Source organism: Neorhizobium sp. NPDC001467, assembly GCF_050275975.1.
In the GTDB taxonomy this organism is placed as follows: Bacteria; Pseudomonadota; Alphaproteobacteria; order Rhizobiales; family Rhizobiaceae; genus Neorhizobium.
In genome coordinates this window covers 445681-470826 of sequence record NZ_JBNNPS010000002.1, presented here as the reverse complement: position 1 = coordinate 470826, position 25146 = coordinate 445681, and the positions used below count along the sequence as shown (strand labels likewise).

The following is a 25146-nucleotide window of genomic DNA, read 5'->3' as shown; positions in this document are numbered from 1 at the left end:
GCAGGTCAAACCCGCCCGCACCCTATCCCTTAACTTGCCGTCAGACCGGATGAAGCCCGGAAGGTCTTGAACTCTCCCAGCGATCTGATTGATCGGCCGTCGTCTATCAGCGTTTCCGCCAACTGATCCATCCTGCTGCCAAGCTCGGTCGCCACGTAACCGGATCGGGTGAGGCGCAGCGCAATGAACGAGGATAAGGCCGCGAAATGCCCGCGACCGAAAACGAACACGCGCCGGTAGTCGCGGGTCGAAAATGCCCGGACATCCGTATCGGAAACCGTGTTGCGGGCCTGCTGCACGGCTGCGATCTCGCTGTCGATCACGGAGGTCAGGAGCCATTGCCCTTGGCACGGACCAGACGCGCCGATGACGGAGAGCGCGGACGCACGACGTCCCTAGTTGCCAAACGGCATGAGACGCTTTGCTCCCCGCATGAAGAACCCGGTGGCGATTGCGCGTTGTTTGAACGTGCCGTCCGGTGCACGGGCTATCGGGAACCATGGCCCCAAATGCGAGCGTGACGACGAATGTGCGACGACGAATGTGCGACGACGTTATCAGGGACGAGGTGGTCAAGAAAAGACGGACGTTCAGCGGGGTCTCACGGCTAAGGTAGGAAGAAGCCCTTACGGCCGGTCCGTTTTGTTGTCTTTCTTTTCCTGATCACGATGCCACTTGATGGCGTAGAACATGCCCGTGCCCAGAACGACGATCTTGAACGGGAAGAAGACGAGAGGGAACCAATCCCACATTTGACGATGTCCACGCTGGTTTCGATACTCTGCGGGAAAGAGCACTATCGCAAAACGCTCCGCCAAAACATCCGGCATGTTGACGCAGATGGAAATTGCCGTCGATAGTGCAAGGGGCTCCGGCACAGCGCGCACTCCGCTGAACGCTTTGAGTGGGGCGGTCGGCTTACCGGCAGGGGGCGTACCGCAAAGATATCGGCGGGCCAAGAGATTCTGCGGATCGCGCGGTATGTGAACCGTGCTGTCACCGCCTTCAGTATAATTTCAAATTCGCCGGCCGTTGGCCGCAAAGTGCGCACATCCCGCGCAAAGGAACATGTGCGCACTTTCGGCCAGGGCAGTCGGTTATTCTCCGCAGGTCTGCGGATAACCCGTCGGGGCTCAGGCGGATGGCATGGCCTCGTAGCCGATGCGGAAGATCACGCTTCCGGCACCCGCAATGTCCGAGGCAATATCGATGGTGCGGTTATAGTCGATCTGATTGCCCACGGTGCCCTCGACGATCAGGCAGTCGCCTTCGGTGGCGATCGAGATCCTGCCGGAATAGTCAGGCAGCGAGCTTAGTTCCGCCTGGATGGCTGCCCTCTTGGCATACAGGGTTTCATCCATGCCAAACGTGAAAGCGTTGACCGTCTGAAGCGAACTCAGAAACATGGGAAGCACCTTTCTACATGAACGTCAGATGAATAACCTGTTCAGCTTCAGTTATGTTCCACGTTAAGTGGCTGATCGGCCATATTTATTTCCGATTATATATCGGATACGCGGGAAGTCACGTGATTTCTCGTCAACAGGTTTCCCTTGTCAGCCCCGGATTTCTGAATGCTTCGGGCTTGAAAAAGGCGTTCGAGCCGTGTCGCTGTCCGACCGGACGGTCAGGAAGCGACGGCGTCCGGCGCGTTTGCCGGTCTGGAATGCCATCGGCCGCTAGACCGCCAGGAGACGACGAGGCCCGCCACGACGGTTTGCAGGCAAGCGGCGGTATCGCTGACCGCCGACATGGAAAGAAGGCGGCCCATGAAAGGCCGCCCCAACATCAGGCAACGCCATCGCCACCGGTCGCGCCAAAAACCTCGCCGGTCAGATAGCTGCCTTCCTGGCTCGCCAGAAGCACATAGAGAGGCGCGATTTCGACAGGCTGGCCGGGGCGGCCGAAGAGGGTTTGCTCACCAAACGTCGTCACCTTCTCCTGAGGCTGACCACCGGTGGACTGCAGAACCGTCCAGAACGGACCCGGCGCTACCACATTGGCGCGAATGCCCTTCTCCATCAGTTGGGCGGCAAGTGCCTTGGTATAGGCGACAATGCCGGCCTTGGTCGTGGCGTAATCGAGAAGGATCGGCGACGGATCATAGGCTTGGATAGAGGCCGTGGTGATGATGGCCGCGCCGGCCGGCATGTGTTCGACAGCCGCCTGGGCGATCCAGTGCATGGCATAGAGGTTCGTCTTCAGGGTCTTGTCGAAGTCCTGCGAGCTGACTTTGGAAATATCCTCGCGATGCTGCTGGCGGCCGGCATTGATGACGAGAATGTCCAGCCCGCCCAGCGCCTCGACGGCCTTGCGCACCAGTTCTCGGCTCCACGCCTCGTCGGTAATATCGCCCGGCAAAGCCACGGCCTTTCGGCCCTCCGCCTCGATCAGGGCGATGACTTCGCTGGCGTCGCTTTCTTCGCTGTCGAGATAGGCGATCGCCACGTCGGCGCCTTCACGGGCATAGGCAATTGCAGTCGCGCGACCAATGCCGCTGTCGCCGCCGGTAATCAGCGCGCGACGGCCGGTCAGCTTCCCCGCGCCCCTGTAACTGGTCTCGCCGTGATCCGGTTTCGGATCCATTTTTGCGGCAAGTCCCGGGACGGGTTGAGGCTGCTCGCGAAATGGTGGCTTCGGGTACTGGTGGCGTGGATCCTGCATCGTCAATCGATCCGTCATCTGGGTCTCCTTTTTTTATCAGCATGCGTGTTTCTCGCCCTGGCTGAAATGAAGTGGACCGGACGCGGTTCCCAGACGATCACAACGAAAGTTGGTTTCGGCCGGTCGATCCAAACGATCGGACGAGCCGCAAAGAATGGTCACTTCACGCCTATCGAAAACCACTCAAGGCGCTCCGCGCCGCCAGAATATGTTCAAGATCCTTGAGCGCCGCGGCTGCGGTCGCCAGAGGCTCCGTGCCGGATCCCATGGCAAGCGTTTCGCCCATTGCGTCAGTCACGATCCGAATGGCCTTGTCCTTGCCGCGGACCTGCGCGAACGGGTGGGAAAGCGGATAGGACCTGATGCCGACACCGGCGACGATGCCCTTTTCACTTCTTGAAAAATGGCCGATAAGCTTGGGAACGAGACCCTGTTCGCGAAAGGCTGCAATGCGCTCGCTGGTCACCGTCTGGATTCCTTCGACGGCCAGGTCATTCATCGCCAAATCTGCACCGAGACCGAAATTGGCAAGGATCAACAGCTTGCAGGCGGTATCCCAGCCTTCGGTATCGTTGCGCGGGTCGGCTTCCGCAAAGCCTCCGTCCTGCGCCTCCCGCAAGGCGGTCTCGAAACCGATGCCGCGCGTCACCATGGCGTCAAGCAGATAATTTGTCGTGGCATTCAAAATGCCCTCGACTTCGAGCACCTCGCATCCTTTGAGGCTTTGCTCGACCAGATCGATCGTCGGCAGGGCCGCGGCCGCCGCACCGCTGAGCTTCAGGATGGAGCCGGACCCTTCGGCGAGCGCGCGCAATTTCCGACCGCTGTGAACCAGCGCACCCTTCGAAATGACGATCGTATCGCACCCTGCCGACAGAGCCGACCGCAGATAGGCAAGACCGGGGCCGCCGGTCCGGAAATCGCTCGGTCCCGCTTCGATCAGTATTTCGGCGTTGCTCTGGGCGATGAAGTCGGGTCCGGACAGGCCGTCCTCGAGGTTCGAAAACGCGTCCTCTTCCAGTCCCTCATCGCTTCTGTTCCCGGATCGCGATCCGCACACGGCAACCAGCCGGACATCGGCGCCATAGACATGGCAGTAACGCGGCCGCCGCGACAGCAGCAGGTGCGCCGTCGCCTTCCCGACGCCACCAAACCCCGCAATCGCAATTCTTACTATCCTCATCTCGTCCCCCCGCTTTCCGCACATGCGTTCGATTGTGACCGCACGAAACCGTCCTGGCTTAGCGCACGTTTCATAGCACCCGTGCGCCATTTTATGACGACTTTCTCCGGCCTCGCAGATCGATGGCGGTCATCGCGTTTTTCGGCAAGCCAAGGTTGGAACCAAAATCCGTGATCGGCATTCTAGGCTACCTTCATCCATTTGGATCGCCGAATGACTGTGACCGCTCTTCGCTTGCTGATCGTAGAGGACGAAGCCCTCATTCGTTTCAGCTTGGCCGATGCCTTCCTGGATGCCGGATTTGACGTGCTGCAAGCGGCCGACGCGCAACAGGCATTGGCGATCATCGACGCCAATCCTGACATCGATGCCGTCTTCAGCGATGTCGACATGCCGGGTGCGATGAATGGGCTGGCGCTTGCACGACATGTCGTCGATTCGTGGCCCCATATCAGCGTCGCGCTCACCTCCGCTTATCTTAAGGTCGCGAGGAACGCGCTTCCCGCATCGGTTCCGTTTTTTCCCAAACCCTACCAGATCGACGCGGTCGTAAACCATATGTGTGGCCTTGTTCGCCAGCGCGCGTAGGGCGATTGCTTTGATCTGGCCTTTGCGTCATAAAAATCCATTCTTTTGGCCTCTGGCGCGGCGCTGCCGCGCAAGCTTTCATTCCATGGATAATCGATGGCACTCGTAAAGACGTCGCAACTGGGAGCCAAGGCAAACCGGGAGGAAGCCGGGGCTGCCCAGACCCCGCCCGTCACGGACAACGCATCGCACGGGCGCCGCTCGCAGCAGGGCTCACGCGTTCGCCAGCAAAAGGCCGCCGAACGCATCGGGGCTGCAACCGAACAGTTGGCGACCGGCGTTGGTGAGGCAGCATCCGCCGCCGAAGAACTGCAAAGAGCGCTGGAGCAGATCGCGTCCGGCGCGGAAGAAGCGGCGGGCGCCGCCCACGAATCCCTGTCTGCGACCACGCATCTGGCCGCACGCTTTGCCGATGCGCGCAACGAAGCCGAGGCCGCGCGGCGCCGCACGGAATTGCTTCAATCCTCTGTTCTGGACCTTGCGGCGCAGATCGACGCTTCCATCCTGTCGATCAACGCCAATGCCACGCGTCAGATCGATTCCGTCACCGTTATCGATCGTCTGCAGAGCCAGGCCGAGAGCATCGGCGACACGACGATGGCCGTTGCCGATATCGCGGATCGCACCAATCTTCTCGCCTTGAACGCGGCCATCGAGGCTGCAAGGGCGGGCGATCACGGTCGCGGTTTCGCCGTCGTCGCCGATGAGGTGCGCGCGCTGGCGGAGATCGCGGAGCGCAGTTCCCGCGACGTCGGCCAGCATGCCCAGACGATCAAGACCGGCGTCATGCGGATCGCGGAACGGATCAGGCTTGCGGCGTCCAAGGCCCAGCAGCAGACGGCGAACGGGCGCCTTGTGACCGAAGAACTCGCGGCCATCCGAACAGGTCTCGCGGCGCTGTCGCAAAACAGCCAGACGATCCTGATTGCGGCCGTCGAGGCCGAGGTCGCGACGCGGGAGGCGCAAAAGGGTGCCGAAACGGTGGCCGCGGCCGCAGAACAACAGTCGGCCGCCGCAGGAGAGGCGCAACGGGCCGTACAGCAGCAAAGCGCAGCGCTGGAAGAAAGCCGCCGGGCGTCGCAAGGGTTGGCGGTGCTTGCCGACAATCTTCTGCACGATGCGGGCCGCGCCACGCGTGCGGACGAGGTGAGTTTTGCGGCAGAAGACCTGTCCTCCACCGTTCAGGAGCTCTCCGGAGCCGCTGGCGAGATCCTCATCGCGGTCGAGCAGATCAGCAGGGGCGCGGAGGCACAGGCGGCCGCGACACAGCAGGCCAATGCGGCAATGCTGCAGATCGAAACCAGCGCCGCCTTGACACAGAAAAGTGCCGAACGGACCCGCTCGGAAACCGAGGCTATCCGGGCGCAGCTGCGGCGAAACCGTGCCGGGCTTGAAAACGTTGCATCCGGTACGCTTGAGGCCGTTGAAGAGACCCGTGCCGCATTGGCGGATCTCGAGGCGCTTGGCGAGATCGGCTTCCGCATCGCGCGGACCGTCGACCGGATCGTGCTTGTGGCCGTCCAGACCAGCATGCTCGCCGTTAGCGGTTCCGTCGAGGCCGCACGTGCAGGCGAATCCGGCCGTGGCTTTGCGGTGGTTGCCGCCGATATCCGTAAGCTTGCCCAGGATGCCTCGGAAAATATCGACGGAGTCAAGGATATCATACGCCTGATCCAGTTGCAGATCGCCACCGTCCAGCGGGAACTGGAGATGATCGTGACGGCCTGTGAGGCAGAGGCGGCCAGGAATCGGTTGATGACCGAGCGGCTGGCGACTGCTGAGCAGGACGTCGATGCCATGGCACAGGGCAGCGTTACCATAGCCGAGGCCGCGGAGGCGATACTGGTGGCGGCACGGCAGGTACAGATCGGCACGCAGCAGATCGCCGCCGTCGCACAGCAGGCGAGTGCGGCCTCACAGCAGGCGGCGACCGCTGCCCGGCAGCAGTCCCGCGGTGCCGAGGACCTGGCCGCGGCCGTTGAGGAAATTGCCTCGCTCGCGGATGAACTCCAGCTTGCCGGAACCTGAGGTCATGCCCCGGTCCCTCCTGCAGACGGAAGCAGATCAACGATGGTTGTCGTTTCGTATCGGCGACGAATGCCGTGAGATCAATGCGGATCATGTTGTCGAACTGATCCGCGCTCCCCATCTTACCCGCGTGCCGGGCGGCCCGTCTATCCTTGCCGGGATCGCCAATCTACGCGGGCGACCGCTTCCTGTGGTGTCGATGACGCGGGTCATCAATGGCGACGGCAAGCCATGGTCCGTTGATGGCAAGATCATCGTCTATGATCATAAGGGGCCGGTCGGGCTTCTCGTTGATGACGTGCTGCGCCTTTCGGGGCCGGCCCAGTTCCCGGCCTTCTCAACGATGGAACTTGCTGAGCGACTGGATGCGGCCTTCCAGGTTTCGAAGCGCGCGTCCCCGGCGCGCAACCGCGTGATCGAGGATGAGGCGGAAGTCGCAGACGCGAAGCCGGCAAGAGTCTTCCTTTCTTTCCGCATTGCCGGTCAGTTGTACGGCTTGCCGCTGGAAGCCGTCATCGAGGTGGCCCCATTACCAGGCGACATGACAGTGGTCGCGAATGCCGACGATGGCATGCTGGGGCTCGCCAACCTGCGCGGTCGTTCGATACCGCTGGTATCGCTTGCTGTTTTGCTCGGCCTTGAGGGCGGAGGCATATTGTCCGCGGGCACGCCGTTTCTGGTCATCGCTCAAGAGAATACGCGGGTCGGTCTCGTCGTTGATACAGTCGAGACGCTCTGCCGCCTGCCGGCTGATGCGCTCGACGCTGTTCCATCGGTGCTGCAACGCGGCCGCGGGCCCGCCCAGATCGAGGCGATCGGGCGCACCGGCGACCGGGGCGCGATCATGGCCATCCTGTCGCCAGACAAGCTCTGGAGTTATGCAGCGGTGAACGAAGCGGTCGATCGAGACGATGGGGCGAAGGAAATGGAGGACATGAGGGAGACCACCCAGGCGGTCGAACAGTTTCTTGTGTTCCGGCTCGGTGACGAACGTTACGGCTTGCCGATTGCCGCCCTGGATGAGGTCATCAGGGTGCCGCGGGAGGTGACGAGCCTGCCCGGCGGGCCGGATTTCATCACCGGCGTCATCGACCTGCGCGGTCGCGTCGTGCCGCTGATCGACCAGCGTCTGCGTTTCGATGCGCTGCAGGCGAAGGACCTTGTCGCGCCGCGCGCCATCATTCTCACACTTGGTGCGCTGCAGGCCGGGTTTGTGGTGGACGAGGTCTCGCAGGTCGTGTCGATAGATGCAAAGGCGCTCTGCGCGGCGCCGGAATTCGCGTCGGACGATACCGACGTGTTCGATCGTGTCGCCCATGTCGATGCGGACGGGAAAATGCTGCTGCTGATCGATCCGAAAGCGCTGCTCAGCAAAGCCGAGCGTGATGTCGTGGCGTCGATCGCGCAGGACAAAGCAGCGGCAGTCGGCCCGTGATCAGATTGCTTGTCGTCGATGATTCCGCGCTTATGCGAAAACTGCTTGGGCAGATTTTCGGCGCTGAAGCCGACTTCGAGATCGCATTTGCGCGCGACGGCGTCGAGGCGTTGCAAACCATTGCTGAGTTTCGCCCCGATGTGGTGACGCTGGATGTGCAAATGCCGAGGATGGACGGGCTGGAATGCCTTGACCGGATCATGCTCGAGCACCCCTGCCCCGTCGTCATGCTATCTTCCCTGACGGAGGACGGGGCACGCGAGACGCTGAAGGCATTGGAAATCGGTGCCGTCGATTTCGCCACCAAGCCGGCCGGGGCTATCTCGCTCGGTATCGATGAACTTGCGCCCGTCCTTGTCGAAAAGGTCAGAATGGCAGCCAGCGTGAAGGTGAGACGCAGCCTCAGGCTTGCTGATCGGGTGCGCCTCGGCGGGGCAGTATCTCGACCTCACCTCTCGAAGGCACCAGCACGGCATATCGCTGCGGCAGCCGGTCCGGCCAAGGCGGGGCTCGTGCTGATCGGCACCTCGACGGGTGGGCCGACGGCGCTCGACGCCATCCTGCCACACCTGCCGGCCAGCTTTCGTCTCCCGATCGTCGTCGCGCAGCACATGCCGGCGTCGTTCACGGGCGCTCTTGCGCAGCGGCTTGGAAAGATATGCGCGCTCCCAGTGACCGAGGTGACGCGGCTGACACCGCTTGACGCCGGGCATGTCTACATCGCCAAAGGAGATGCCGACATCGTCATTTCCTCGCGCGACGGCAGTCTGGTTGCGATGGCAGCGCCGGTCGATGGCAAATATCGCTGGCACCCCAGCGTCGACCGGCTCGTCGCTTCCGCGATGGACCATGTGCCGGCGCAGGACTTGGTGGGCGTACTGCTGACCGGCATGGGCAATGACGGGGCCGGCCCGATGACAAAGCTGCATGCCGCCGGCGGCCACACGATCGCGGAGTCACAGGAAACGGCGGTCGTATGGGGCATGCCCGGGGAACTCGTCCGCCTCAATGGCGCATCCGAGGTCCGGCGTGTCGATCAGATTGCGTCATCGCTTGTGCAGCGGGTTGGCATATGACCATTCCGCCCCTCGCCTCGCGTCCGATTGACGTCCCCTTGTCGGCGGCTGCGCTCAAGGAGATCAGCGCAATCATCTACCAGCGCAGCGGTATGGTCTTCGGCGAGAGCAAGCGCTATTACATCGAGCGGCGGGTGATCGATCTCATCGATCAGAGCGGTGCAAGCTCAGTCCCCGACTATATCGCAAGACTGCGCGCCGATCCTGACGAATCCGAGTTGCTCATAAACAGTTTTACGGTCAACGAGACCTATTTCTATCGCGAGCAGCATCAACTCGCCTGCCTTTCGAACTCCATCCTTCCGGATATCATTCGCAGCAAAGCCCCTGGCGACCGTATCCGCATCTGGTCGATGCCCTGTTCCAGCGGCGAGGAACCCTATTCCATCGCCCTGTGGCTTCTCGAAAACTGGGCGCTGGTGGATGCCTACAATATCGAAATTGTCGGGTCGGACATCGACACCGCCATCCTGAAACAAGCGGTCGAGGGCTATTACGGTTCGCGCTCGCTATCGAAACTGCCGGCAGAGGTGGTGCAGGCCTATTTCGAACCGGAAGCGGGCAACCGCCGCCGCCTGATTTCCGATATTCGCGAATCCGTCAATTTCGTCCGCGGCAATATCATCGATCGACAGTCGCTTGCGCCGCTCGGGCGATTCGATGTCATCTTCTGCCGAAACGTCCTGATCTATTTCGATGAGGCCGCCCGGGAAGTCGCCGCACGCAACCTGCACGAACTTCTCAATCCCGGCGGTTACCTGTGCCTCGGGCATGCGGAGTCGATGTCTCGCATTTCGACCGGGTTTCAGACGGTCCGCTTCCCCGATGCGATTGTCTACCAGGAAGCGGGAGGCAAATGATGAATGAATTGATCGAACAGTTCGTCATCGAGGCCAGAGAGCTTGTTCAGCAGGCTTCGGAAGACCTGCTGATGCTGGAAAACCAACCCGGCGATCGCGAACGGCTGGAAAGCGCGTTCAGGGCGGTTCACACGTTGAAGGGCTCGGTCGGCCTTTTCGATCTCGGGCCGATGCTGGACGTGCTGCACCGCGCCGAAGACCTGCTGTCGCGGGCACGGTCGGGTGAGATTGCCGTCGACGCGGCGCTGATCGATCCGCTGATGGCGGTCATCGACTGGGTCGACGACAGCCTGGGCGGCATAGAGGGAAATGCCGGCCTGTCCGACATACACCGCCAGCAGGCGGTGCGCCTGATCGGCATTCTGGCGCCGGGCATCGCCGCGCCCGCAGCGACCGTCCCTACGCTTGTGCCCGTGCCTACGGAGATGCCGTCATGGGCGGCGTCGCTGGATGCCGATATCCGTAGCGCCGGTATCAGCGGCCGGCTGACGCTCATTCACTACGAGCCGCATCCGGAATGCTTCTTCAACGGCGACGACCCGTTCGCGACCATGGCGCGACTGGCGGACATTCGACATATGGCCTTTCGGCTTCGTGAACCGGCAGATGCACAATCGCAATACGACCCGTTCCGCTGCAACCTCGTGATCGAAGCCGCAGCGGCCGATGCGTTTTCCGATATCGAAGCCATTTTCCGGATGATTCCGGATCAAGTCAGCCTGATCGCCACCGGCGATGACGCCACGGAAACAGCAGTCGCCGACCCGGCCCATGGCGCGGAACGGCTTTCGCCCGTGATGCGGGTGGAAACCGCCCGCATCGATGCTTTGGTCGAGATCGCCAGCGAATTGGTGACGGCAAAAAATACCCTGGCCCCGCTCGTGGAAGAGGCCCGAAGCAGGGGTGAGGAAATGCTGGCCCGCCGCATCGCCTCGAACCACCACGAAATCGAAAGGCTGGTCGCTTCGCTCCATGGCGCAGTGACGCGGGCGCGGATGATCCCGCTCGAGGCGACCTTCCGCCGCTTCCCGCGCCTGGTGCGCGAAACCTCTGCGCGGCTTGGCAAGGGCGTGGATCTGGTGATCGAAGGCGAAGGCGTCGAGGCGGACCGCGAAATCGTCGAAAGCCTTTTCGAACCGCTGCTGCATATCATCCGCAATGCCCTCGACCACGGCGTCGAGACCGAGGCGGAGCGCGTTGCGGCTAGAAAACCGGCGCGTGGACGGATCGGTCTACGGACGCGCCAGCGCGGCGAGCGCATCGAAATCGAAGTGGAAGACGACGGACGCGGCATGGATCCCGACCGGGTGGCCCGGACGGCGGTGGCGCGCGGCCTGATCTCCCCGGAGCAGCTGTCGTCGCTGCCGGCGGAGGCCGTCCTGCAACTTGTCTTCACGCCGGGCTTTTCCACTGCTGCCGCGGTATCTGATCTTTCCGGGCGGGGCGTCGGGCTCGATGTCGTTCGCACCGCCATTGAACGGCTTGGAGGGAGCGTCGGCCTGAGCAGCGTCACCGGTTCCGGGACGCGGTTCGTGCTGCGGCTGCCGATCAGCTTTTCGATGGCCGAACTGATGGTCGTCGAAGTTGGCGGTGAACGCTACGGCATACCGATGAGCGAGATTCTCGAAACCTGCAGACTGCCGCTCAAGGACGTTCAACCAGTGCGCGCCGGCCGCGCTTTCGTCCTGCGCAACAGCACGATTCCGCTGGTCGATCTATCGGACATGCTCAAGCATCCACAACGGAAATCGCCTCCCTCCGCAGGCGATCTCAAGGTGCTGATCCTGCGGCATGGCGGAGAACGGATCGGCGTTGTTGTTGATACGATCACTGAGCGCGCGGAGACATTGACGCGCCCCATGGCGGGCCTGCTTCAGGGCGTCATGGGCGTGGCGGGGACGACCCTTCTGGGCGACGGAAAGGTTCTGCTCGTCCTCAATATCGAGGAACTGATCGCATGACGGTGAACTTGACCAACAGGGCCATCGTCCTGGCCGGGCCGTGCGGCGTAGAGGAAGTCGAGACCCTTATCTCGCATCTGCAGGAGCAGCCGGACCTGCCGGTCGAGATCAGTGAGGCGACGACTGTTCATACGGCACTCTGGCAGGCGCTGATGGTGTTTCGCCCGAAGATAACCGGCGCGCCCACATCCTCCTTCATCGCGCAGCAAGTCCTGCCTGGTTTGAACGTATATTTTACGCAGTCGGAAGGTTCGTGACCGGACACAAACTTGCGCATGCTTGATCGCGCAAATAAATGTAACGATAAGCGCCTGGCAAAACGGCCGAAGTGGTGCGGCGGAGTATGGAAATGACGACAGTTCTGGTCGTGGATGACAGCAAATTGGCGCGTATCGTGGCCGGCAAGGCAATTGCGGCGCTGCAGCCCGATTGGCACCGGGTCGAGGCGTCGAGTGCGCAGGAAGCCTTGGCGATCGTCGCCGAGCAGTCTGTCGACATGGCAGTCCTTGATTTCAACATGCCGGACAAGGACGGGCTGGAACTGGCTGCCGAATTGCGCGCCAGCCATCCTCACATGCCCATCGCCATCATCACGGCCAATGTGCAGGATGAGGTTATCGCTCAGGTTCGTGCCCTCAACGCCACGTTCGTCGCCAAGCCGGTGACCGTTGAATCCATGAGCGGCTTCGTTTCCGGCGCGGCGTTGCGATTGAAAAAGGCAGGTTCATGAGCAGTACCGATCTTGCCCTCGATGAACTCGAACGTGATGCATTGACCGAACTCGTGAATATCGGCGTCAGTCGTGCGGCGGCCAGCCTGCGGAAGATGGTCAACAAACAGGTTGTGCTCTCGGTTCCCGCCGTCGAGGTGGTGACACGCAAGTCCGCGGCATCGCTGATCGGTCAGCGCGAAAGCGAGGGGCTGATCGCCGTACAGCAACAGTTCGCCGGCCCCTTTTCCGGGCGGGCCCTCCTGATCTTTCCCGAAAGCAACGGCTTGTCGCTGGTGCGCGCCATACTCGGCGAGGAGATGCCGGAAGCCGAATTGATCGAGATGGAAACCGAGGCCTTGGCCGAGACCGGCAATGTCATCCTGAACGGTTGCCTGGGCTCAATGGCCAACATGCTGCAGCACACGTTGAAGATGTCGCTGCCGGATGTGCGTCGCGGAAACAGCGCCTTATTGTTCGATGCTCCGGAGAATGATGCGGAGGACAGTTTCGTCCTGTTTCTCTACATCAACTTCTCTGTGCGCGAACATGATATCCGTGGTTATATTGCCATGATCATGGATCTTCCCTCGCTGGAAAAACTCAAACAACTCATCGCCGATTTCATCGATCGGGTAATGGCGGAATCCAATTGACCGTGAAATCGATGTGCTCGGGCCTTGCTCATGAATGATCGGCTGGACAGCAACGGCGACGCCCTTGCTCACGTGAATACCGCGCTGGATCAGGCACAACGACGCTTGCAACTGGCGCTGGATGCTGCAGGGGCGACATGCGGCTGGGACTGGCATATAGCCGAGCGCCGCCTGTTCGCCGACGCCCGCTTTGCGGCCATCACCCAGCAGGACGCGCTCGCTCTGTCCCAAGGGGTTTCAACCGATCATTTCTTTACCTCCATCCACCCGGATGACCTGATAAAGGTGAAGATCGCCGTGGCCGGTATTCTCGCCGGATCGGAGGTTTTTTCCAAGGAATACCGATTGCGGCGCCATGATGGCGGCTATCGCTGGGTGCATGCAAACGGCCGCGCCGTGCTTGACGAAAACGACCAGCCGATCCGTTTCGTGGGCGTGCTGGTGGATATTACCGAGCAGAAGCGGGCGACCGAGCAGTTGCGCATCGCTCAGCTGGCCGGTGGGATCGGCACGTTCGAGCATACGATCGGCTACGGCACGATGCGCGTTTCGGAACAGTTCTGCCGCCTGTTCGGCCTGCATCCGACCAAGCTTCTGCCGGTGCGCACACTGAATGACCTGATCCATCCCGACGATGCCGCGATGATCGACCTGAGCCTTCCAGATGGCTTGCAGGACGCGGCGAGCACGGAGTTTCGCGTGCGCCGTGCCGATGACGGCGAAGAACGGTGGCTGGCACGCCGTGGCGAATATGTCGACGATACCGAATCCAGCGGGCGCCGCTATGTCGGCGTTGTCTTTGACGTGACCGAAGCGCGCCGCACCCAGGAAGAGCTGCGCAGTGCCAATCAGGCGCTGTCCGAAATCGCCCGCGAAAGCGTGCGCGAACGCGATCGCGTCTGGAAGAACTCCCGCGATATTTTCGTCGTCATTGGCGCCGATGGCGTCTTTCGCGATGTCAGTCCGTCGTGGATGGAAATCCTCGGGCATGCGCCGGACGAGGTCATCGGCCACAACGTGCTCGAATTCATCTGGCCCGAAGACCAGCAGAATATTCGCGGCACGCTGCGCCGGGCCGTGGAAGACATTCATAGCGACCTCGAAATCCGGCTGGCGGACAAAGGCGGTGATCCCCGGGTGATTTCCTGGAGAACGACGCAGGAAGGCGACCGCGTCTATGCCTATGGTCGCGATGTGACGCTGGAGCGGGAGCAGCAGGCGACGCTGCACGAAACCGAAGCACAGCTGCGCCAGGCGCAGAAGATGGAAGCGGTCGGACAGTTGACGGGCGGCATCGCCCACGATTTCAACAATATGCTGACCGGAGTGATCGGCGCGCTGTCGGTCATCAAGCGCCGCATTGCCGCAAAAAGGCTGGACGAACTCGACAAGTTCATCGATGCCGCCAGTTCCTCCGCGCAGAGGGCGGCGGCCCTGACGCATCGATTGCTGGCATTCTCGCGACGCCAGTCGCTGGATTTCCAGCCGGTCAATGTGATCGAACTCGTGTCGTCGATGGAAGAGCTGTTCCGTCGCACGCTGGGCGAACAGGTCGAACTGGTGACGGCGATGGCGCCGGAGACTTGGAAGGCCGTCACCGACGCCAACCAGCTTGAAAGCGCCATTTTGAACCTCGTCATCAATGCGCGTGACGCAATGGCCGCGGGCGGCAAGTTGACGATCGAAACGACCAATGTCGTTTTCGGCGAAAGCGATCTGGTGCGTGGCGAAACGCTTGTGCCCGGCAATTATGTGGTGATCGCCGTCAGCGACACCGGCATCGGCATGTCCCAGTCCACGATCGACAAGGCGTTTGATCCGTTCTTCACCACCAAGCCGATCGGCCAGGGAACTGGACTCGGCCTTTCGATGATCTACGGTTTCGCGCAGCAGTCCGGGGGATATGTGCGCATCTACAGCGAGGTCGGTCTCGGCACGACAATCAAGCTCTATCTGCCCGGAAGTCTCGACGGCGTCGCCGCCCGAAAACTGGCAGCGGAAGCCGAAGCCGTTCCGCCGCGTGGCGATGGCGAAACCGTGCTGGTGGTCGAAGACGATGAATCCGTACGCATGCTGGTCGTGGACGTGCTCAAGGATCTCGGCTACCGCGTTATTGAGGCCGTTGACGGCAATGAGGCGATCCCAGTGCTCGAAGGGGCCGGGCGGCTGGATCTTTTGATCTCGGATGTGGGTCTGCCCGGCATGAATGGGCGGCAGATCGCGGAGATCGCGATTTCCGCACGGCCCGAACTGAAAGTTCTGTTCGTCACGGGCTATGCGGCAATGGCGGCTTCGCGCGCCGAATTCCTTGGCCCGGAAATGGACATGATTACCAAGCCTTTCGCTATCGATGAACTGGCACGGAAAATCCGCCAGATGCTGACGACGGAAGCCTAAGGCCGGATCCTGCACGTCATCCGTTCTAAGTGATCTTTTGAGCGGCCTGCGATGGTAAGTTGGACTGTCACAGCGTTCGCTCCCGCCAAGATTGCGGATCGGAGGCGGTATAACGTCTTCGTGAGGCCGGGTTTAAACCGCGATTGTCGTGGCCTAGTTGTGAAAGGCGGCCATAGACGCCGAACAACAACGACAGGAGTTGTCACATGAAATGGACTACACCCAAATTTGTTGAAGTCAGCTGCGGAATGGAAATCAACCGTTATGCGCCCGCCGACGGCGCCGAGCCGGTTCTGTTCTGATCGTGCAGGGCACGGGAGTGACGACCGGACTTCGGTTTCTCGTGCTCGGTTCTGCCGCGGGTGGCGGATTGCCGCAATGGAACTGCAACTGCGCCAATTGTGCCGCCGCCCGCGACACCTCGTCCGGGCTCCTGCTGCAGACCCAGTCCTCGCTGGCCGTCAGTCTCGATGGTGAGACCTGGGCGATTTTCAACGCCTCTCCCGACATACGCCAGCAGATCCAGCAGACGCCGCATCTGCATCCGAAAGGCCTCAGGCATAGCCCGATCCGAAGCGTAGTCGTCACCAATGCCGATGTCGATCACATTGGCGGGCTTCTGACACTGCGCGAGAAACAGGGCTTCGACCTTTTCTGCACGGCGACGATCGGCGGTGTGATAGATGCCAACCCCATCTTCGGAGTTCTCGACCCGGCGATCGTTCGACGGCACGCCATCCGCCTGGACGAGACGTTCTTTCCGCTCGAGGGGCTGGAGGCACGCATTTTTGCGGTGCCGGGCAAGGTTGCGCTGTTTCTGGAAGGGGACACGCCCGACCTTGGCCTTGAAGGCGAACAGACGATCGGGATCGAGTTTCTGGTCGGAGGCCGGCGCGCCTATTACATCCCCGGCTGTGCGTCGCTGCCGGACTGGCTTTGCGGACGCTTGCACGGTGCCGACCTCGTGTTTTTCGACGGAACGGTCTTCGCCGATGACGAAATGATCCGCGCCGGCACGGGGCACAAGACCGGACGGCGCATGGGCCACATGCCGATCATGGGTGACGAAAAGGGTCCTGGCAGCCTTCACTCGTTGTCCGGGCTTGAAATCGGCCGAATGATCTATGTGCATATCAACAATACCAACCCGATCTGGCGCGATGGTCCTGAACGGAAGGCCGTGACTGCCGCCGGTTTCGAGATCGGTCATGACGGAATGGAGATTGGCCTTGCCTGACGCCCAGAACAGAGCCGAATTCGAAGCGCGTCTGCGCGCCATCGGAGAAGCGCGGTACCACGACAAGCACCCCTTCCACGCCATACTGCATGGCGGCGGGTGTTCGATCACGCAGGTTCGCGCCTGGGTCATCAACCGCTTCTATTATCAAAGCCGCATACCGCTGAAGGACGCGGCCTTCATGTCGCGCTGCGAGGATATTGCCATTCGTCGCGCCTGGCGCAAGCGCATCGAGGATCACGATGGAGGCCGGGAAGAAGGAGGCGGCATTCGCCGGTGGCTGAAACTGGCGGAAGCTGTAGGGCTCGACCCGGATTACGTGGCGTCCAACCGTGGCGTGCTGCCAGGAACGCGCTTTGCCTGCGACGCCTATCTGCGTTTCGTGCGTGACATGCCGATGCTGGATGCGGTCGCGGCCTCGCTGACGGAGCTTTTCGCGCCGGCGATCCACAAAAACCGTATTGCCGGTCTGATCGAACATTACGCCTTTGCCAATGACGACGCGCTGTCCTATTTTCGCAAGCGTCTCGACGAGGCCCCGGTCGACGTCGCCTTCGGCCTGAACTATGTGCTCGACCATGCCGACACAAGGGAAAAACAGGACGCAGCCGCAGCGGCTTTGACCTTCAAGACCGACGTGCTTTGGGCTCAGCTCGATGCCCTCCACCATGCCTATGTTTCCCCCCCACTGCTGCCGCCGGGCGGCTGGGACGGGGAGGAAGGGGTGATCGGCGATCTCGCACAGCCGGCACGAAAACAGACCGCCTCGGGAGCCGTGAGATGACGGATGCACCGCCCCCAGTCGTGACCGGCGAGACTGTAGCAAAGCTTGCCCGCGGCGTGCGCCTGAAAGAAGACACTGTTCGCGGCCAGACGCTGTTGCTTGCCCCCGAACGTGCGCTTGCGCTCGATGACATTGCCGTCATGATCGTCAAGGCACTCGACGGCGCGCGTGATCTGGACACCATCGCAGAGGAGTTTTCCATCGCCTTTGAGGCGCCCAAGGCGCAGATTCTGACCGACATCATCGCTTTCGTCGATGCGTTTTCCAAGCGCAGGATGCTGGAGCTGAAATCATGAACGAACATGTCAGCCCGCCGCGGACGAGCGAATGGACCGACCGGAACGGGACCAAAGGCCGTATCCGCATACCGGCGCCGATCGCCATGCTTGCCGAACTGACGCATCGATGCCCCCTTGCTTGCCCCTATTGTTCGAACCCGCTGGCGCTTGATAGCCTGCGTGACGAACTCTCCACGGCAGAATGGATTTCCGTGTTCCAGCAGGCGGCCGGGCTTGGCGTGCTGCATCTTCATCTGTCCGGCGGAGAGCCTGCGGCACGGCGCGATCTGGTGGAACTGACGACAGCCGCTGCCGAAGCGGGGCTTTACACCAACCTGATCACGTCCGGGGTCGGGCTGACGCAAAAGCGCATCGCCGAGCTTTCCAACGCGGGCCTCGATCATCTCCAACTGTCGATCCAGGGGACAACGCAGGCGCTTGCCGATAGGATTGGTGGTTACGCCGGCGGCTATGATCGCAAGATCTCCGTGGCTCAATGGACCCATGACGCTGGCATCCCGCTGACCGTCAACGCCGTCTGCCACAAACAGAATATGGACCAGATTGGCGACATGCTGGATCTTGCCGTCACGCTCGGTGCCCGCCGCATCGAGATCGCCACCGTGCAGTTCCATGGCTGGGCCGAGCGCAATCGTGAGGCACTGATGCCCACACGGGAACAGGTGCTGCGCACCAATGCCTTTGTAGAGGAGGCGCGCGAGCGTCTGGCAGGCGTCATCGTCATCGACTACGTGCCGGCCGATCACCACTCGACCTATCCGAAAGCCTGTATGGGCGGCTGGGGACGCACCGGTCTTAATATTACCCCCTCCGGCAAGGTCCTGCCGTGTCATGCGGCAGAAACCATTCCTTCGCTGTCGTTCGAAACCATCCGCGACATGCCGCTCGCCGACATCTGGTATGACAGCGCCGCGTTCAACGCTTACCGCGGCGATGCTTGGATGCCGCCGCTGTGTCGGTCATGTGACCGCAAGGCGATCGATTTCGGCGGCTGCCGCTGTCAGGCGATGGCGCTGGCCGGCCATGCCGCGGCGACCGATCCGGTTTGCATCCGTTCGCCAATGCGGTCGGCGCTGGTGGAACAGGCTGAAGCCGATAGCCGCGCCGAGCCCCCGCCGTTCATTTACCGCGGCTAGATAGGGTCGCACCGCCCGCAAATTGTCAGGTGGCAACCCATACGGCATTCGAAACCATGCTGCCATTTCATCTCAGACGCATGAGATCGACCGGCCGGTTATTGATGATCGCTTCCATGGAAAAGAAGCCGGTGACCGTGGCCAGATCGAAGTCCGTTATAAGCTTTTGATAGAAGGCGTCATAGCCGGACATGCCGCGCGTGGCGACCTTGATCAGGTAGTCCCACTCGCCACCAATCCGGTAGAAATCGATCACTTCCGGCAGGCGTTCGACATGCGCCCGGAAACCGTCGCTCCAGTCCTTCGAATGATGGCGGGTGCGGATCATTACGAACACCGTCAAATCGAAGCCGAGCGCCGAAAGATCGATAGCACTCTGGGCATTGCCGATCAGCCCCAGCGCCTGCAATCGCTGCAACCGCCGCCAGCAGGCGTTTTGAGACAGGCCGATTCGCTCCGCCAACTCCCGCTGCGACAAGCTTGCATCACGCTGCATGGCACTTAGAATTTTCATATCAAAATCGTCGATTTTGATCTTCTCATCGTTCATACGAACCAAATACCTTCAATACTCGGCAAAAATTGGGACACCGCGGATTCTGATTGGCCTTATCATGCCTGTCAATTTCTAAATGGCGGAGAATGCCCATGGACGCCGCTCATTCCGTAATGCCTGCAACCGAAAGCCCACTGGATCGGTTCCGCCGCAGCCTTGGCGGCGACGATCTCATCGCCCGGCTGAATGACGGGCTGGTGGGCGCGAGAGCGATGATCGAAGGTCCTTATGGGCCACGCGCGCTCGTCTATGCGGATTATGTCGCGTCCGGCCGGGCCCTGCACCAGGTCGAACGTTTCGTTCTCGAAGACATTCTGCCCTACTACGCCAACAGCCACACGGAAGCGTCCTACTGCGGCGGGTTCATGACACGGCTGCGGCGTGATGCGCGCGCTGTTATTGCCCGCTCCTGTCGGGCGACCAGCGGTCACGCGGTCATTTTCACGGGTTCGGGCGCCACGTCTGGTATCAATCGCCTCGTCAAGCTCTTTGGCGTGACCGAAGCGGTGACGGCCGGGCGGCATGCAAGGGTCATCATCGGTCCCTATGAGCACCACTCCAACATCCTGCCCTGGCGCGAAAGCGGCGCAGAAATCGTCGAAATTGGCGAGCAGGCCGGCGGCGGTCCAGACCTTGGCGACCTCGACAGGGTGCTGCGAGACACCCGGCCGGACCTGACCATCTGTGCGATGTCGGCCGCATCGAACGTTACCGGCATTGTCAGCGACGTCGCCGCGATTACCGCGATGGTCAAGGCTGCGGGGGCACGCATGATCTGGGATTATGCCGGCGGTGGGCCTTATTTACCGATTTCCATGTCACCGGCCGAGGGCGTTGAGATCGATGCGATCGTCGTCTCGCCGCACAAGTTCATCGGCGGCCCGGGTGCATCCGGCATCCTTCTCCTTCGACGCGATGCGCCGGCGACCCGCAAACCGACATGGCCTGGCGGCGGTACCGTCAAGTTCGTCTCGCCGCAGACGCATGACTATGTCGATCATGTCGAAGCCCGCGAGGAGGCTGGGACGCCGAATGTCGTTGGCGATATCCGGGCGGCACTGGCTTTCATCGTCAAGGATGCCATTGGCACAACGCAAATCGAGGCCCGCAATCGGGCCCTGACTGCCCGTGCCTTCGAGGCATGGAAGACCGTTCCGCAGCTCGAGCTTCTCGGGCTCCACGATGCGCATCGCCTGCCGATCTTTTCGTTCCGCGTCAGGAACGGCAGAGATGGTTACGTTCACCAGCAGCTCATCACGCGCATGCTGAGCGATCGTTTTGGCATTCAGGCGCGCGGCGGATGCGCCTGTGCCGGGCCTTACGTCCATCGCCTGCTGACGATCGATGACCAGAACTCCGATCGGATCCGTCGGGCCATTCTGTTGGGCGACGAGCTCAGCAAGCCTGGCTTTGTCCGGCTGAATTTCAGCGTTCTTCTGCCGGAGAAGAAGGTGCAGTTTATTCTGGATTCCGTCGCGCAGATCGCTAGGGACGCAGCGGAATTCGCCGCTGATTACGAGGTTGACGCCAACCGTGCGATCTTTTCTCCCAAGCCGATACGGCAAGGTGCAGCCGTCCATCTGAATGCCTGAGAAGGCCATGTCATCGACCGCGCCGGCTTATCGGTCAGGGCGGGCCCGGCAGCGGCCCTAGGCACGGGCATCCAGCTACGCGGGACCGCCCGCAACGGCCAGCTCCGGACCCCGATGCGAGGTCGTTGCTCCGGTCCCCGCAGAACCGCCCTCCTCTTTTGCTTCCTTGACTGTTGATCCGCCGGCACGAACGCCCATCTAAGCCGGGTCCTGTTTGCCGCGCACTCTTCGCGGCCTGTTTTCAAGGAGCTTTTCATGCATCATGTCAGCGCCAACGGCGCCAATATTCCAGCCCTCGGCTTCGGCACGTTCCGCATGCCGGACGAAGACGTTCTGCGCATCCTTCCGCAGGCGCTGAAGCTTGGTTTCCGCCATGTCGATACGGCCCAGATCTACAAGAACGAGCAGGCCGTCGGCGAGGTTCTGGCGCAGTCCGGCATTCCACGCCAGGACATCTTCCTGACGACAAAGGTCTGGGTCGATCGGGTCGGCGACGACGCTTTCCTCGCTTCCGTCGACGAAAGCCTTACCAAGCTGAAGACCGATTATGTCGACCTGCTTCTTCTGCACTGGCCGCAGAGCGAAATGCCGCTGGCGGACCGTATCGGTGCGCTTAACGCTCTGCGCAAGGCCGGCAAGGTGAAGAATATCGGCGTCTCGAACTTCTCCACCGCCTTGATGGCAGAGGCTGTCGCACTCTCGGACGCGCCGATCGTCAACAACCAGGTCGAATACCACCCCTATCTCGACCAGTCCAAGGTTCTGGCCGAGGCGAAGAAGACGGGGATGTCGGTGACGGCCTACTATCTCATGGCCGATGGCGCCGTGCCCAAAGACGAGGTGCTGAGCGATATCGGCTCCCGTCACGGCAAGACCGCGGCTCAGGTCGTGTTGCGCTGGGCCGTGCAGCAGCAGGACGTGATCGCCCTGTCCAAGACCGCGACCGAAAGCCGTCTGTCGGAAAACTTCGACATTTTCGACTTCGCCCTTTCGCCGGAGGAGATGGATGCGGTGCACGGGCTCGCCCGCAAGGACGGCCGTATCGTCAGCCCAGCGCATTTGGCGCCCGATTGGGACGACTGATTTCCGAAGGGCACATGTGAGCGGGCGGGCGGTAACCGTCCCCCGCCCACATCCCGCCCCCGCCGCATCTTCCACACCTTGCACGCCGTGTTCGCGCCGACGAATAGCTGACGATATAGGACCGGCCAAAGATATGGCGGCGGAACCGGACCGGGCCCCGGGCGTTCTTTCCTATGGCAACCATCAGCCGACCCGGCCACATCTGACGGGTCCGCATGCTGCATCGGGAAGGAATGGCCATGAACAAGAATGAGAGCGCCCGGGAGGCGATCGAGGAAAACGAACGCAAGGGCCATGAAGCCGACAGTCCGCCGGCCGGCCCTCACGCGAAACAGCATCTCACCGACAAGAGCAAGACGCCCGGCACCGGTTCTCTGCCCGACGAAGGGGACGACAGCACCACGCCAGGTTCCGGCTGAGAACCCATCCGCTATCTGCGTCCGCCGATTTTCAAGATAGCGGGCCTGCTTGAATGGCGGCTGAAAATTCCTGCGGCCACAACAGGGCCGCGGGCCGATGCGGAAGGGCCGATGGACGGCGCGCCCGCCGAGCAATTTCGAGGAGAAGATCGATCATGGCCGATCACATTGCGAACCCGGAATCGGAAGGTCCGGCCGGGGGGTGGGGTTCACTCAAGTCGATCGCCCGCATTTCCGGCGAAACATTGCCGACGCCTGGCGCGATCGATACGCTTGGCCACCAGAACAAGCCTCGGGGCGTGATGTGCGTCTCCTGTGCATGGCCGAAGCCCGCCAATTATCACCCGTTCGAGTTCTGCGAGAACGGGGCGAAGGCCACGCTCTGGGACCTGACGACATCTCGCTGTACGCCCCAGTTCTGGAACGACCATACCGTCGCGCAGCTGCGTCAGTGGAAGGACCACGATCTGGAAATGACCGGCCGCCTGACACATCCCCTGCGTTACGACGCTGCAACCGATCGCTATGTCGCGGTGACGTGGGAGGAAGCTTTTGCAGCGATCGGAGCGGCGCTTCAGAAGCTGGAACCGGACTCGGCCGTCTTCTATTCCTCCGGCCACGCCGGGCTGGAAGCCGCCTATCTCTATGCCCTGTTCGCCAGGGCCTACGGCACGAACAACCTGCCCCAAAGTTCGAACATGTGCCACGAGACGACCTCGGTGGGACTGAACAAGGTGATCGGTTCGCCGGTCGGCACCATCGTTTGGGAGGATCTCGAGAAGGCCGATGCGTTCTTCTTCTTCGGCCAGAACCCCGGGTCCAACAGCCCGCGCTTCCTGCATCCGCTCCAGGAGGCGAAGAAACGCGGCGCAAGCATCGTCACATTCAATCCGGTGATCGAACAGGGCCTCGTATCCTTCGTCAATCCGCAGAACCCGTTGGACATGATGGCCGGACATGAAACGGCGATTTCCGACGCCTATCTCCAGGTCAGGGCGGGTGGCGATATCGCGGCTATACTCGGGCTTTGCAAGACGGTCGTCGAAGCGGATGATGCGGCCGTTCTATCCGGATCGCGTCGCGTCCTCGACGTCGATTTCATCGCTCAGCACACGACCGGTATCGAACGTTTCATTGAATGTGTCCGCGAAACGGCCTGGGAGGACATCGAGCGCGAAAGCGGCCTGACGCAGGACGCTTTGCGCGAGGCGGGCGACATCTATATCCGTTGCGAGCGTGTCATCGGCGTCTACGGGATGGGGCTTACCCAGCACGCCCAAGGTGCCCTTAACATCGCCATGCTGGTCAATCTGCTTCTGCTGCGCGGGAACATCGGCCGCGAAGGCGCGGGATGCTGTCCGGTACGTGGCCACTCCAATGTTCAGGGCCAGAGAACCGTCGGCGTCGCGGAGAAAACCGACCTGATCCCGATGGACAAGCTGAAGGAGCTTTACGATTTCGACCCGCCAACCAAGGACGGCGTCACGATCGTCGATGCTGTGAAGGGTCTGATGGCCGGCGAGATCAAGGCGACCATCTGTCTTGGCGGCAACCTGCTTCGGGCCGTGCCCGACCAGGCCGCGATGGAAACAAGCTGGGAAAAGCAGGATCTGACGGTGATGGTTTCGACCAAGCTCAACCGCAGCCACCTGTTTCCCGGAAAGCAGGCCTATATTCTGCCCTGCCTTTCGCGACTTGAAATCGATGAGCAGGCGACCGGCCGTCAGGCAGTGACGACCGAGGACAGCTTTTCCCACATTTCCGGCTCTCTGGGGAAACGCAAGCCGGCCTCCGATCAGTTGCGCAGCGAGCTTGCGACCATTGCCGGCATGGCCAAGGCGACCCTTGCTGCAAACCCCAAACTGCGATGGGACGAATGGGCAGGCGATTACAGCCTCGTGCGGGATCTGATCGAGAAAACCTATCCGGATGATTTCAAAGGCTACAACGACCGCATGTTCGAGCCCGGCGGCTTTTACCGTGGTAATGACGCCCATGAACGGATCTGGAACACCGAGCCCGGCAAGGCCGTCTTCACCACGCCCCATCGTCTCAATGCACTGGCCTTCGAGCCGGCTGAGGGCCGGTTTACCCTTGTCACCCTGCGATCGAACGATCAGTTCAATACGACGATCTACGGCTATTCCGATCGTTTTCGTGGCATCGAAGGAACGCGAGACGTCGTGCTGATGTGCGAAGCGGATATCGCGGCTCTCGGTCTGTCGGTTGGCCAGACCGTTCGTCTCGTCAGCGATTTCGGTGATGGTCAACATCGGGAACTGGCGGGGCTGAGTGTGGTCGCGCATCAACTGCCGCGAGGGACGATCGGGGCATACTATCCCGAATGCAATGTCCTGAACGCCATCGATCACCATGACCAGTTGTCCAAGACACCGGCATCGAAGGGCATTCCGGTTCGCATCTCGGCATAGCGAGCGACAACGGGATGTATCGATGGATGGCGGTGGAACAGGCGGACATGG

At 61.5% G+C, this 25146-nt stretch carries 25 protein-coding genes; 19 read left to right on the top strand and 6 right to left on the bottom strand.

What is annotated here, in order from left to right:
- Nucleotides 1–29 precede the first annotated feature (29 nt).
- From ACQKKX_RS06975 to ACQKKX_RS06955, 5 genes are all read right to left on the bottom strand, one after another.
- Nucleotides 30–323 carry a hypothetical protein gene (locus ACQKKX_RS06975; protein WP_427569795.1) on the bottom strand — a complete coding sequence of 98 codons (294 nt, stop codon included), beginning with the start codon at nt 321–323 and terminating at the stop codon, nt 30–32.
- Nucleotides 324–626: 303 nt separating this feature from the next.
- Nucleotides 627–878, bottom strand: a complete 252-nt coding sequence (locus tag ACQKKX_RS06970) for a hypothetical protein (RefSeq protein WP_427570134.1) — start codon at nt 876–878, stop codon at nt 627–629.
- A gap of 255 nt (nt 879–1133) precedes the next feature.
- On the bottom strand, nt 1134–1406 hold the full coding sequence (locus tag ACQKKX_RS06965; RefSeq protein WP_427569793.1) for a BON domain-containing protein: 273 nt from the start codon (nt 1404–1406) through the stop codon (nt 1134–1136).
- 382 nt (nt 1407–1788) lie between these two features.
- Complete coding sequence (locus ACQKKX_RS06960) at nt 1789–2682, bottom strand: SDR family oxidoreductase (protein ID WP_427569791.1); 894 nt, start codon at nt 2680–2682, stop codon at nt 1789–1791.
- A gap of 151 nt (nt 2683–2833) precedes the next feature.
- On the bottom strand, nt 2834–3847 hold the full coding sequence (locus tag ACQKKX_RS06955; protein WP_427569789.1) for a homoserine dehydrogenase: 1014 nt from the start codon (nt 3845–3847) through the stop codon (nt 2834–2836).
- 213 nt (nt 3848–4060) lie between these two features.
- Here ACQKKX_RS06955 and ACQKKX_RS06950 point away from each other — a divergent pair, with 213 nt between their 5' ends.
- From ACQKKX_RS06950 to pqqE, 15 genes are all read left to right on the top strand, one after another.
- The gene (locus tag ACQKKX_RS06950) at nt 4061–4435 is read left to right on the top strand and encodes a response regulator (protein ID WP_427569787.1); all 375 of its coding nucleotides are present in this window, start codon (nt 4061–4063) and stop codon (nt 4433–4435) included.
- A gap of 96 nt (nt 4436–4531) precedes the next feature.
- Nucleotides 4532–6463, top strand: a complete 1932-nt coding sequence (locus ACQKKX_RS06945) for a methyl-accepting chemotaxis protein (RefSeq protein WP_427569785.1) — start codon at nt 4532–4534, stop codon at nt 6461–6463.
- Nucleotides 6464–6467: 4 nt separating this feature from the next.
- Nucleotides 6468–7898: a chemotaxis protein CheW gene (locus tag ACQKKX_RS06940; RefSeq protein WP_427569783.1), complete on the top strand. Its 1431-nt coding sequence runs from the start codon at nt 6468–6470 to the stop codon at nt 7896–7898.
- Nucleotides 7895–8974, top strand: a complete 1080-nt coding sequence (gene cheB, locus ACQKKX_RS06935; protein WP_427569781.1) for a chemotaxis-specific protein-glutamate methyltransferase CheB — start codon at nt 7895–7897, stop codon at nt 8972–8974. The genes ACQKKX_RS06940 and cheB overlap by 4 nt, the downstream gene beginning before the upstream one ends.
- Nucleotides 8971–9834 carry a CheR family methyltransferase gene (locus tag ACQKKX_RS06930; RefSeq protein ID WP_427569779.1) on the top strand — a complete coding sequence of 288 codons (864 nt, stop codon included), beginning with the start codon at nt 8971–8973 and terminating at the stop codon, nt 9832–9834. The genes cheB and ACQKKX_RS06930 overlap by 4 nt, the downstream gene beginning before the upstream one ends.
- Nucleotides 9834–11795, top strand: coding sequence for a chemotaxis protein CheA (locus ACQKKX_RS06925; protein WP_427569777.1), 1962 nt, complete (start codon nt 9834–9836; stop codon nt 11793–11795). The genes ACQKKX_RS06930 and ACQKKX_RS06925 overlap by 1 nt, the downstream gene beginning before the upstream one ends.
- Nucleotides 11792–12052 (top strand): hypothetical protein, encoded by a 261-nt coding sequence (locus ACQKKX_RS06920; protein WP_427569775.1) that lies wholly within the window; start codon nt 11792–11794, stop codon nt 12050–12052. Before ACQKKX_RS06925 ends, ACQKKX_RS06920 begins: the two co-directional genes overlap by 4 nt.
- Before the next feature lie 92 nt (nt 12053–12144).
- On the top strand, nt 12145–12525 hold the full coding sequence (locus tag ACQKKX_RS06915; protein WP_427569773.1) for a response regulator: 381 nt from the start codon (nt 12145–12147) through the stop codon (nt 12523–12525).
- Entirely contained in the window at nt 12522–13160 is a 639-nt protein-coding gene (locus tag ACQKKX_RS06910) for a chemotaxis protein CheX (protein ID WP_427569772.1), read from the top strand. The genes ACQKKX_RS06915 and ACQKKX_RS06910 overlap by 4 nt, the downstream gene beginning before the upstream one ends.
- A gap of 30 nt (nt 13161–13190) precedes the next feature.
- Nucleotides 13191–15557: a PAS domain-containing protein gene (locus tag ACQKKX_RS06905; RefSeq protein WP_427569770.1), complete on the top strand. Its 2367-nt coding sequence runs from the start codon at nt 13191–13193 to the stop codon at nt 15555–15557.
- A gap of 206 nt (nt 15558–15763) precedes the next feature.
- Entirely contained in the window at nt 15764–15859 is a 96-nt protein-coding gene (pqqA, locus tag ACQKKX_RS06900) for a pyrroloquinoline quinone precursor peptide PqqA (RefSeq protein ID WP_427569768.1), read from the top strand.
- A gap of 17 nt (nt 15860–15876) precedes the next feature.
- On the top strand, nt 15877–16794 hold the full coding sequence (gene pqqB / locus ACQKKX_RS06895) for a pyrroloquinoline quinone biosynthesis protein PqqB (RefSeq protein WP_427569766.1): 918 nt from the start codon (nt 15877–15879) through the stop codon (nt 16792–16794).
- Nucleotides 16766–17578 carry a pyrroloquinoline-quinone synthase PqqC gene (gene pqqC, locus ACQKKX_RS06890; RefSeq protein WP_427569764.1) on the top strand — a complete coding sequence of 271 codons (813 nt, stop codon included), beginning with the start codon at nt 16766–16768 and terminating at the stop codon, nt 17576–17578. The genes pqqB and pqqC overlap by 29 nt, the downstream gene beginning before the upstream one ends.
- A complete protein-coding gene (gene pqqD / locus ACQKKX_RS06885; protein WP_427569762.1) occupies nt 17575–17874 on the top strand; it encodes a pyrroloquinoline quinone biosynthesis peptide chaperone PqqD in 300 nt (99 codons plus the stop codon). Before pqqC ends, pqqD begins: the two co-directional genes overlap by 4 nt.
- On the top strand, nt 17871–19013 hold the full coding sequence (pqqE, locus tag ACQKKX_RS06880) for a pyrroloquinoline quinone biosynthesis protein PqqE (RefSeq protein ID WP_427569760.1): 1143 nt from the start codon (nt 17871–17873) through the stop codon (nt 19011–19013). The genes pqqD and pqqE overlap by 4 nt, the downstream gene beginning before the upstream one ends.
- A gap of 67 nt (nt 19014–19080) precedes the next feature.
- Here pqqE and ACQKKX_RS06875 read toward each other — a convergent pair whose 3' ends face one another.
- A complete protein-coding gene (locus tag ACQKKX_RS06875; RefSeq protein ID WP_427569759.1) occupies nt 19081–19563 on the bottom strand; it encodes an Lrp/AsnC family transcriptional regulator in 483 nt (160 codons plus the stop codon).
- A 98-nt stretch (nt 19564–19661) separates the two neighbouring features.
- On the opposite strand from ACQKKX_RS06875, the gene ACQKKX_RS06870 reads away from it, so the two are divergent.
- The 4 genes from ACQKKX_RS06870 (at nt 19662) to ACQKKX_RS06855 (ending at nt 25095) form a co-directional block, all read left to right on the top strand.
- On the top strand, nt 19662–21161 hold the full coding sequence (locus tag ACQKKX_RS06870; RefSeq protein WP_427569757.1) for an aminotransferase class V-fold PLP-dependent enzyme: 1500 nt from the start codon (nt 19662–19664) through the stop codon (nt 21159–21161).
- A 255-nt stretch (nt 21162–21416) separates the two neighbouring features.
- Nucleotides 21417–22244 (top strand): aldo/keto reductase, encoded by an 828-nt coding sequence (locus tag ACQKKX_RS06865; RefSeq protein WP_427569755.1) that lies wholly within the window; start codon nt 21417–21419, stop codon nt 22242–22244.
- A 239-nt stretch (nt 22245–22483) separates the two neighbouring features.
- Nucleotides 22484–22663 (top strand): hypothetical protein, encoded by a 180-nt coding sequence (locus tag ACQKKX_RS06860; RefSeq protein WP_427569754.1) that lies wholly within the window; start codon nt 22484–22486, stop codon nt 22661–22663.
- 155 nt (nt 22664–22818) lie between these two features.
- Nucleotides 22819–25095, top strand: coding sequence for an FdhF/YdeP family oxidoreductase (locus tag ACQKKX_RS06855; protein WP_427569753.1), 2277 nt, complete (start codon nt 22819–22821; stop codon nt 25093–25095).
- The last annotated feature ends 51 nt before the right edge of the window (nt 25096–25146 follow it).

Coding starts and splice junctions, on each gene's coding strand:
- ACQKKX_RS06965 (WP_427569793.1), bottom strand. CDS start 1,406: ATGTTTCTGAGTTCGCTTCAGACGGTCAACGCTTTCACGTTTGGCATG.
- ACQKKX_RS06960 (WP_427569791.1), bottom strand. CDS start 2,682: ATGACGGATCGATTGACGATGCAGGATCCACGCCACCAGTACCCGAAG.
- ACQKKX_RS06955 (WP_427569789.1), bottom strand. CDS start 3,847: ATGAGGATAGTAAGAATTGCGATTGCGGGGTTTGGTGGCGTCGGGAAG.
- ACQKKX_RS06950 (WP_427569787.1), top strand. CDS start 4,061: ATGACTGTGACCGCTCTTCGCTTGCTGATCGTAGAGGACGAAGCCCTC.
- ACQKKX_RS06945 (WP_427569785.1), top strand. CDS start 4,532: ATGGCACTCGTAAAGACGTCGCAACTGGGAGCCAAGGCAAACCGGGAG.
- ACQKKX_RS06940 (WP_427569783.1), top strand. CDS start 6,468: ATGCCCCGGTCCCTCCTGCAGACGGAAGCAGATCAACGATGGTTGTCG.
- ACQKKX_RS06930 (WP_427569779.1), top strand. CDS start 8,971: ATGACCATTCCGCCCCTCGCCTCGCGTCCGATTGACGTCCCCTTGTCG.
- ACQKKX_RS06925 (WP_427569777.1), top strand. CDS start 9,834: ATGAATGAATTGATCGAACAGTTCGTCATCGAGGCCAGAGAGCTTGTT.
- ACQKKX_RS06920 (WP_427569775.1), top strand. CDS start 11,792: ATGACGGTGAACTTGACCAACAGGGCCATCGTCCTGGCCGGGCCGTGC.
- ACQKKX_RS06915 (WP_427569773.1), top strand. CDS start 12,145: ATGACGACAGTTCTGGTCGTGGATGACAGCAAATTGGCGCGTATCGTG.
- ACQKKX_RS06910 (WP_427569772.1), top strand. CDS start 12,522: ATGAGCAGTACCGATCTTGCCCTCGATGAACTCGAACGTGATGCATTG.
- ACQKKX_RS06905 (WP_427569770.1), top strand. CDS start 13,191: ATGAATGATCGGCTGGACAGCAACGGCGACGCCCTTGCTCACGTGAAT.
- pqqA (WP_427569768.1), top strand. CDS start 15,764: ATGAAATGGACTACACCCAAATTTGTTGAAGTCAGCTGCGGAATGGAA.
- pqqC (WP_427569764.1), top strand. CDS start 16,766: ATGACGGAATGGAGATTGGCCTTGCCTGACGCCCAGAACAGAGCCGAA.
- pqqD (WP_427569762.1), top strand. CDS start 17,575: ATGACGGATGCACCGCCCCCAGTCGTGACCGGCGAGACTGTAGCAAAG.
- pqqE (WP_427569760.1), top strand. CDS start 17,871: ATGAACGAACATGTCAGCCCGCCGCGGACGAGCGAATGGACCGACCGG.
- ACQKKX_RS06875 (WP_427569759.1), bottom strand. CDS start 19,563: ATGAACGATGAGAAGATCAAAATCGACGATTTTGATATGAAAATTCTA.
- ACQKKX_RS06870 (WP_427569757.1), top strand. CDS start 19,662: ATGGACGCCGCTCATTCCGTAATGCCTGCAACCGAAAGCCCACTGGAT.
- ACQKKX_RS06865 (WP_427569755.1), top strand. CDS start 21,417: ATGCATCATGTCAGCGCCAACGGCGCCAATATTCCAGCCCTCGGCTTC.
- ACQKKX_RS06860 (WP_427569754.1), top strand. CDS start 22,484: ATGAACAAGAATGAGAGCGCCCGGGAGGCGATCGAGGAAAACGAACGC.
- ACQKKX_RS06855 (WP_427569753.1), top strand. CDS start 22,819: ATGGCCGATCACATTGCGAACCCGGAATCGGAAGGTCCGGCCGGGGGG.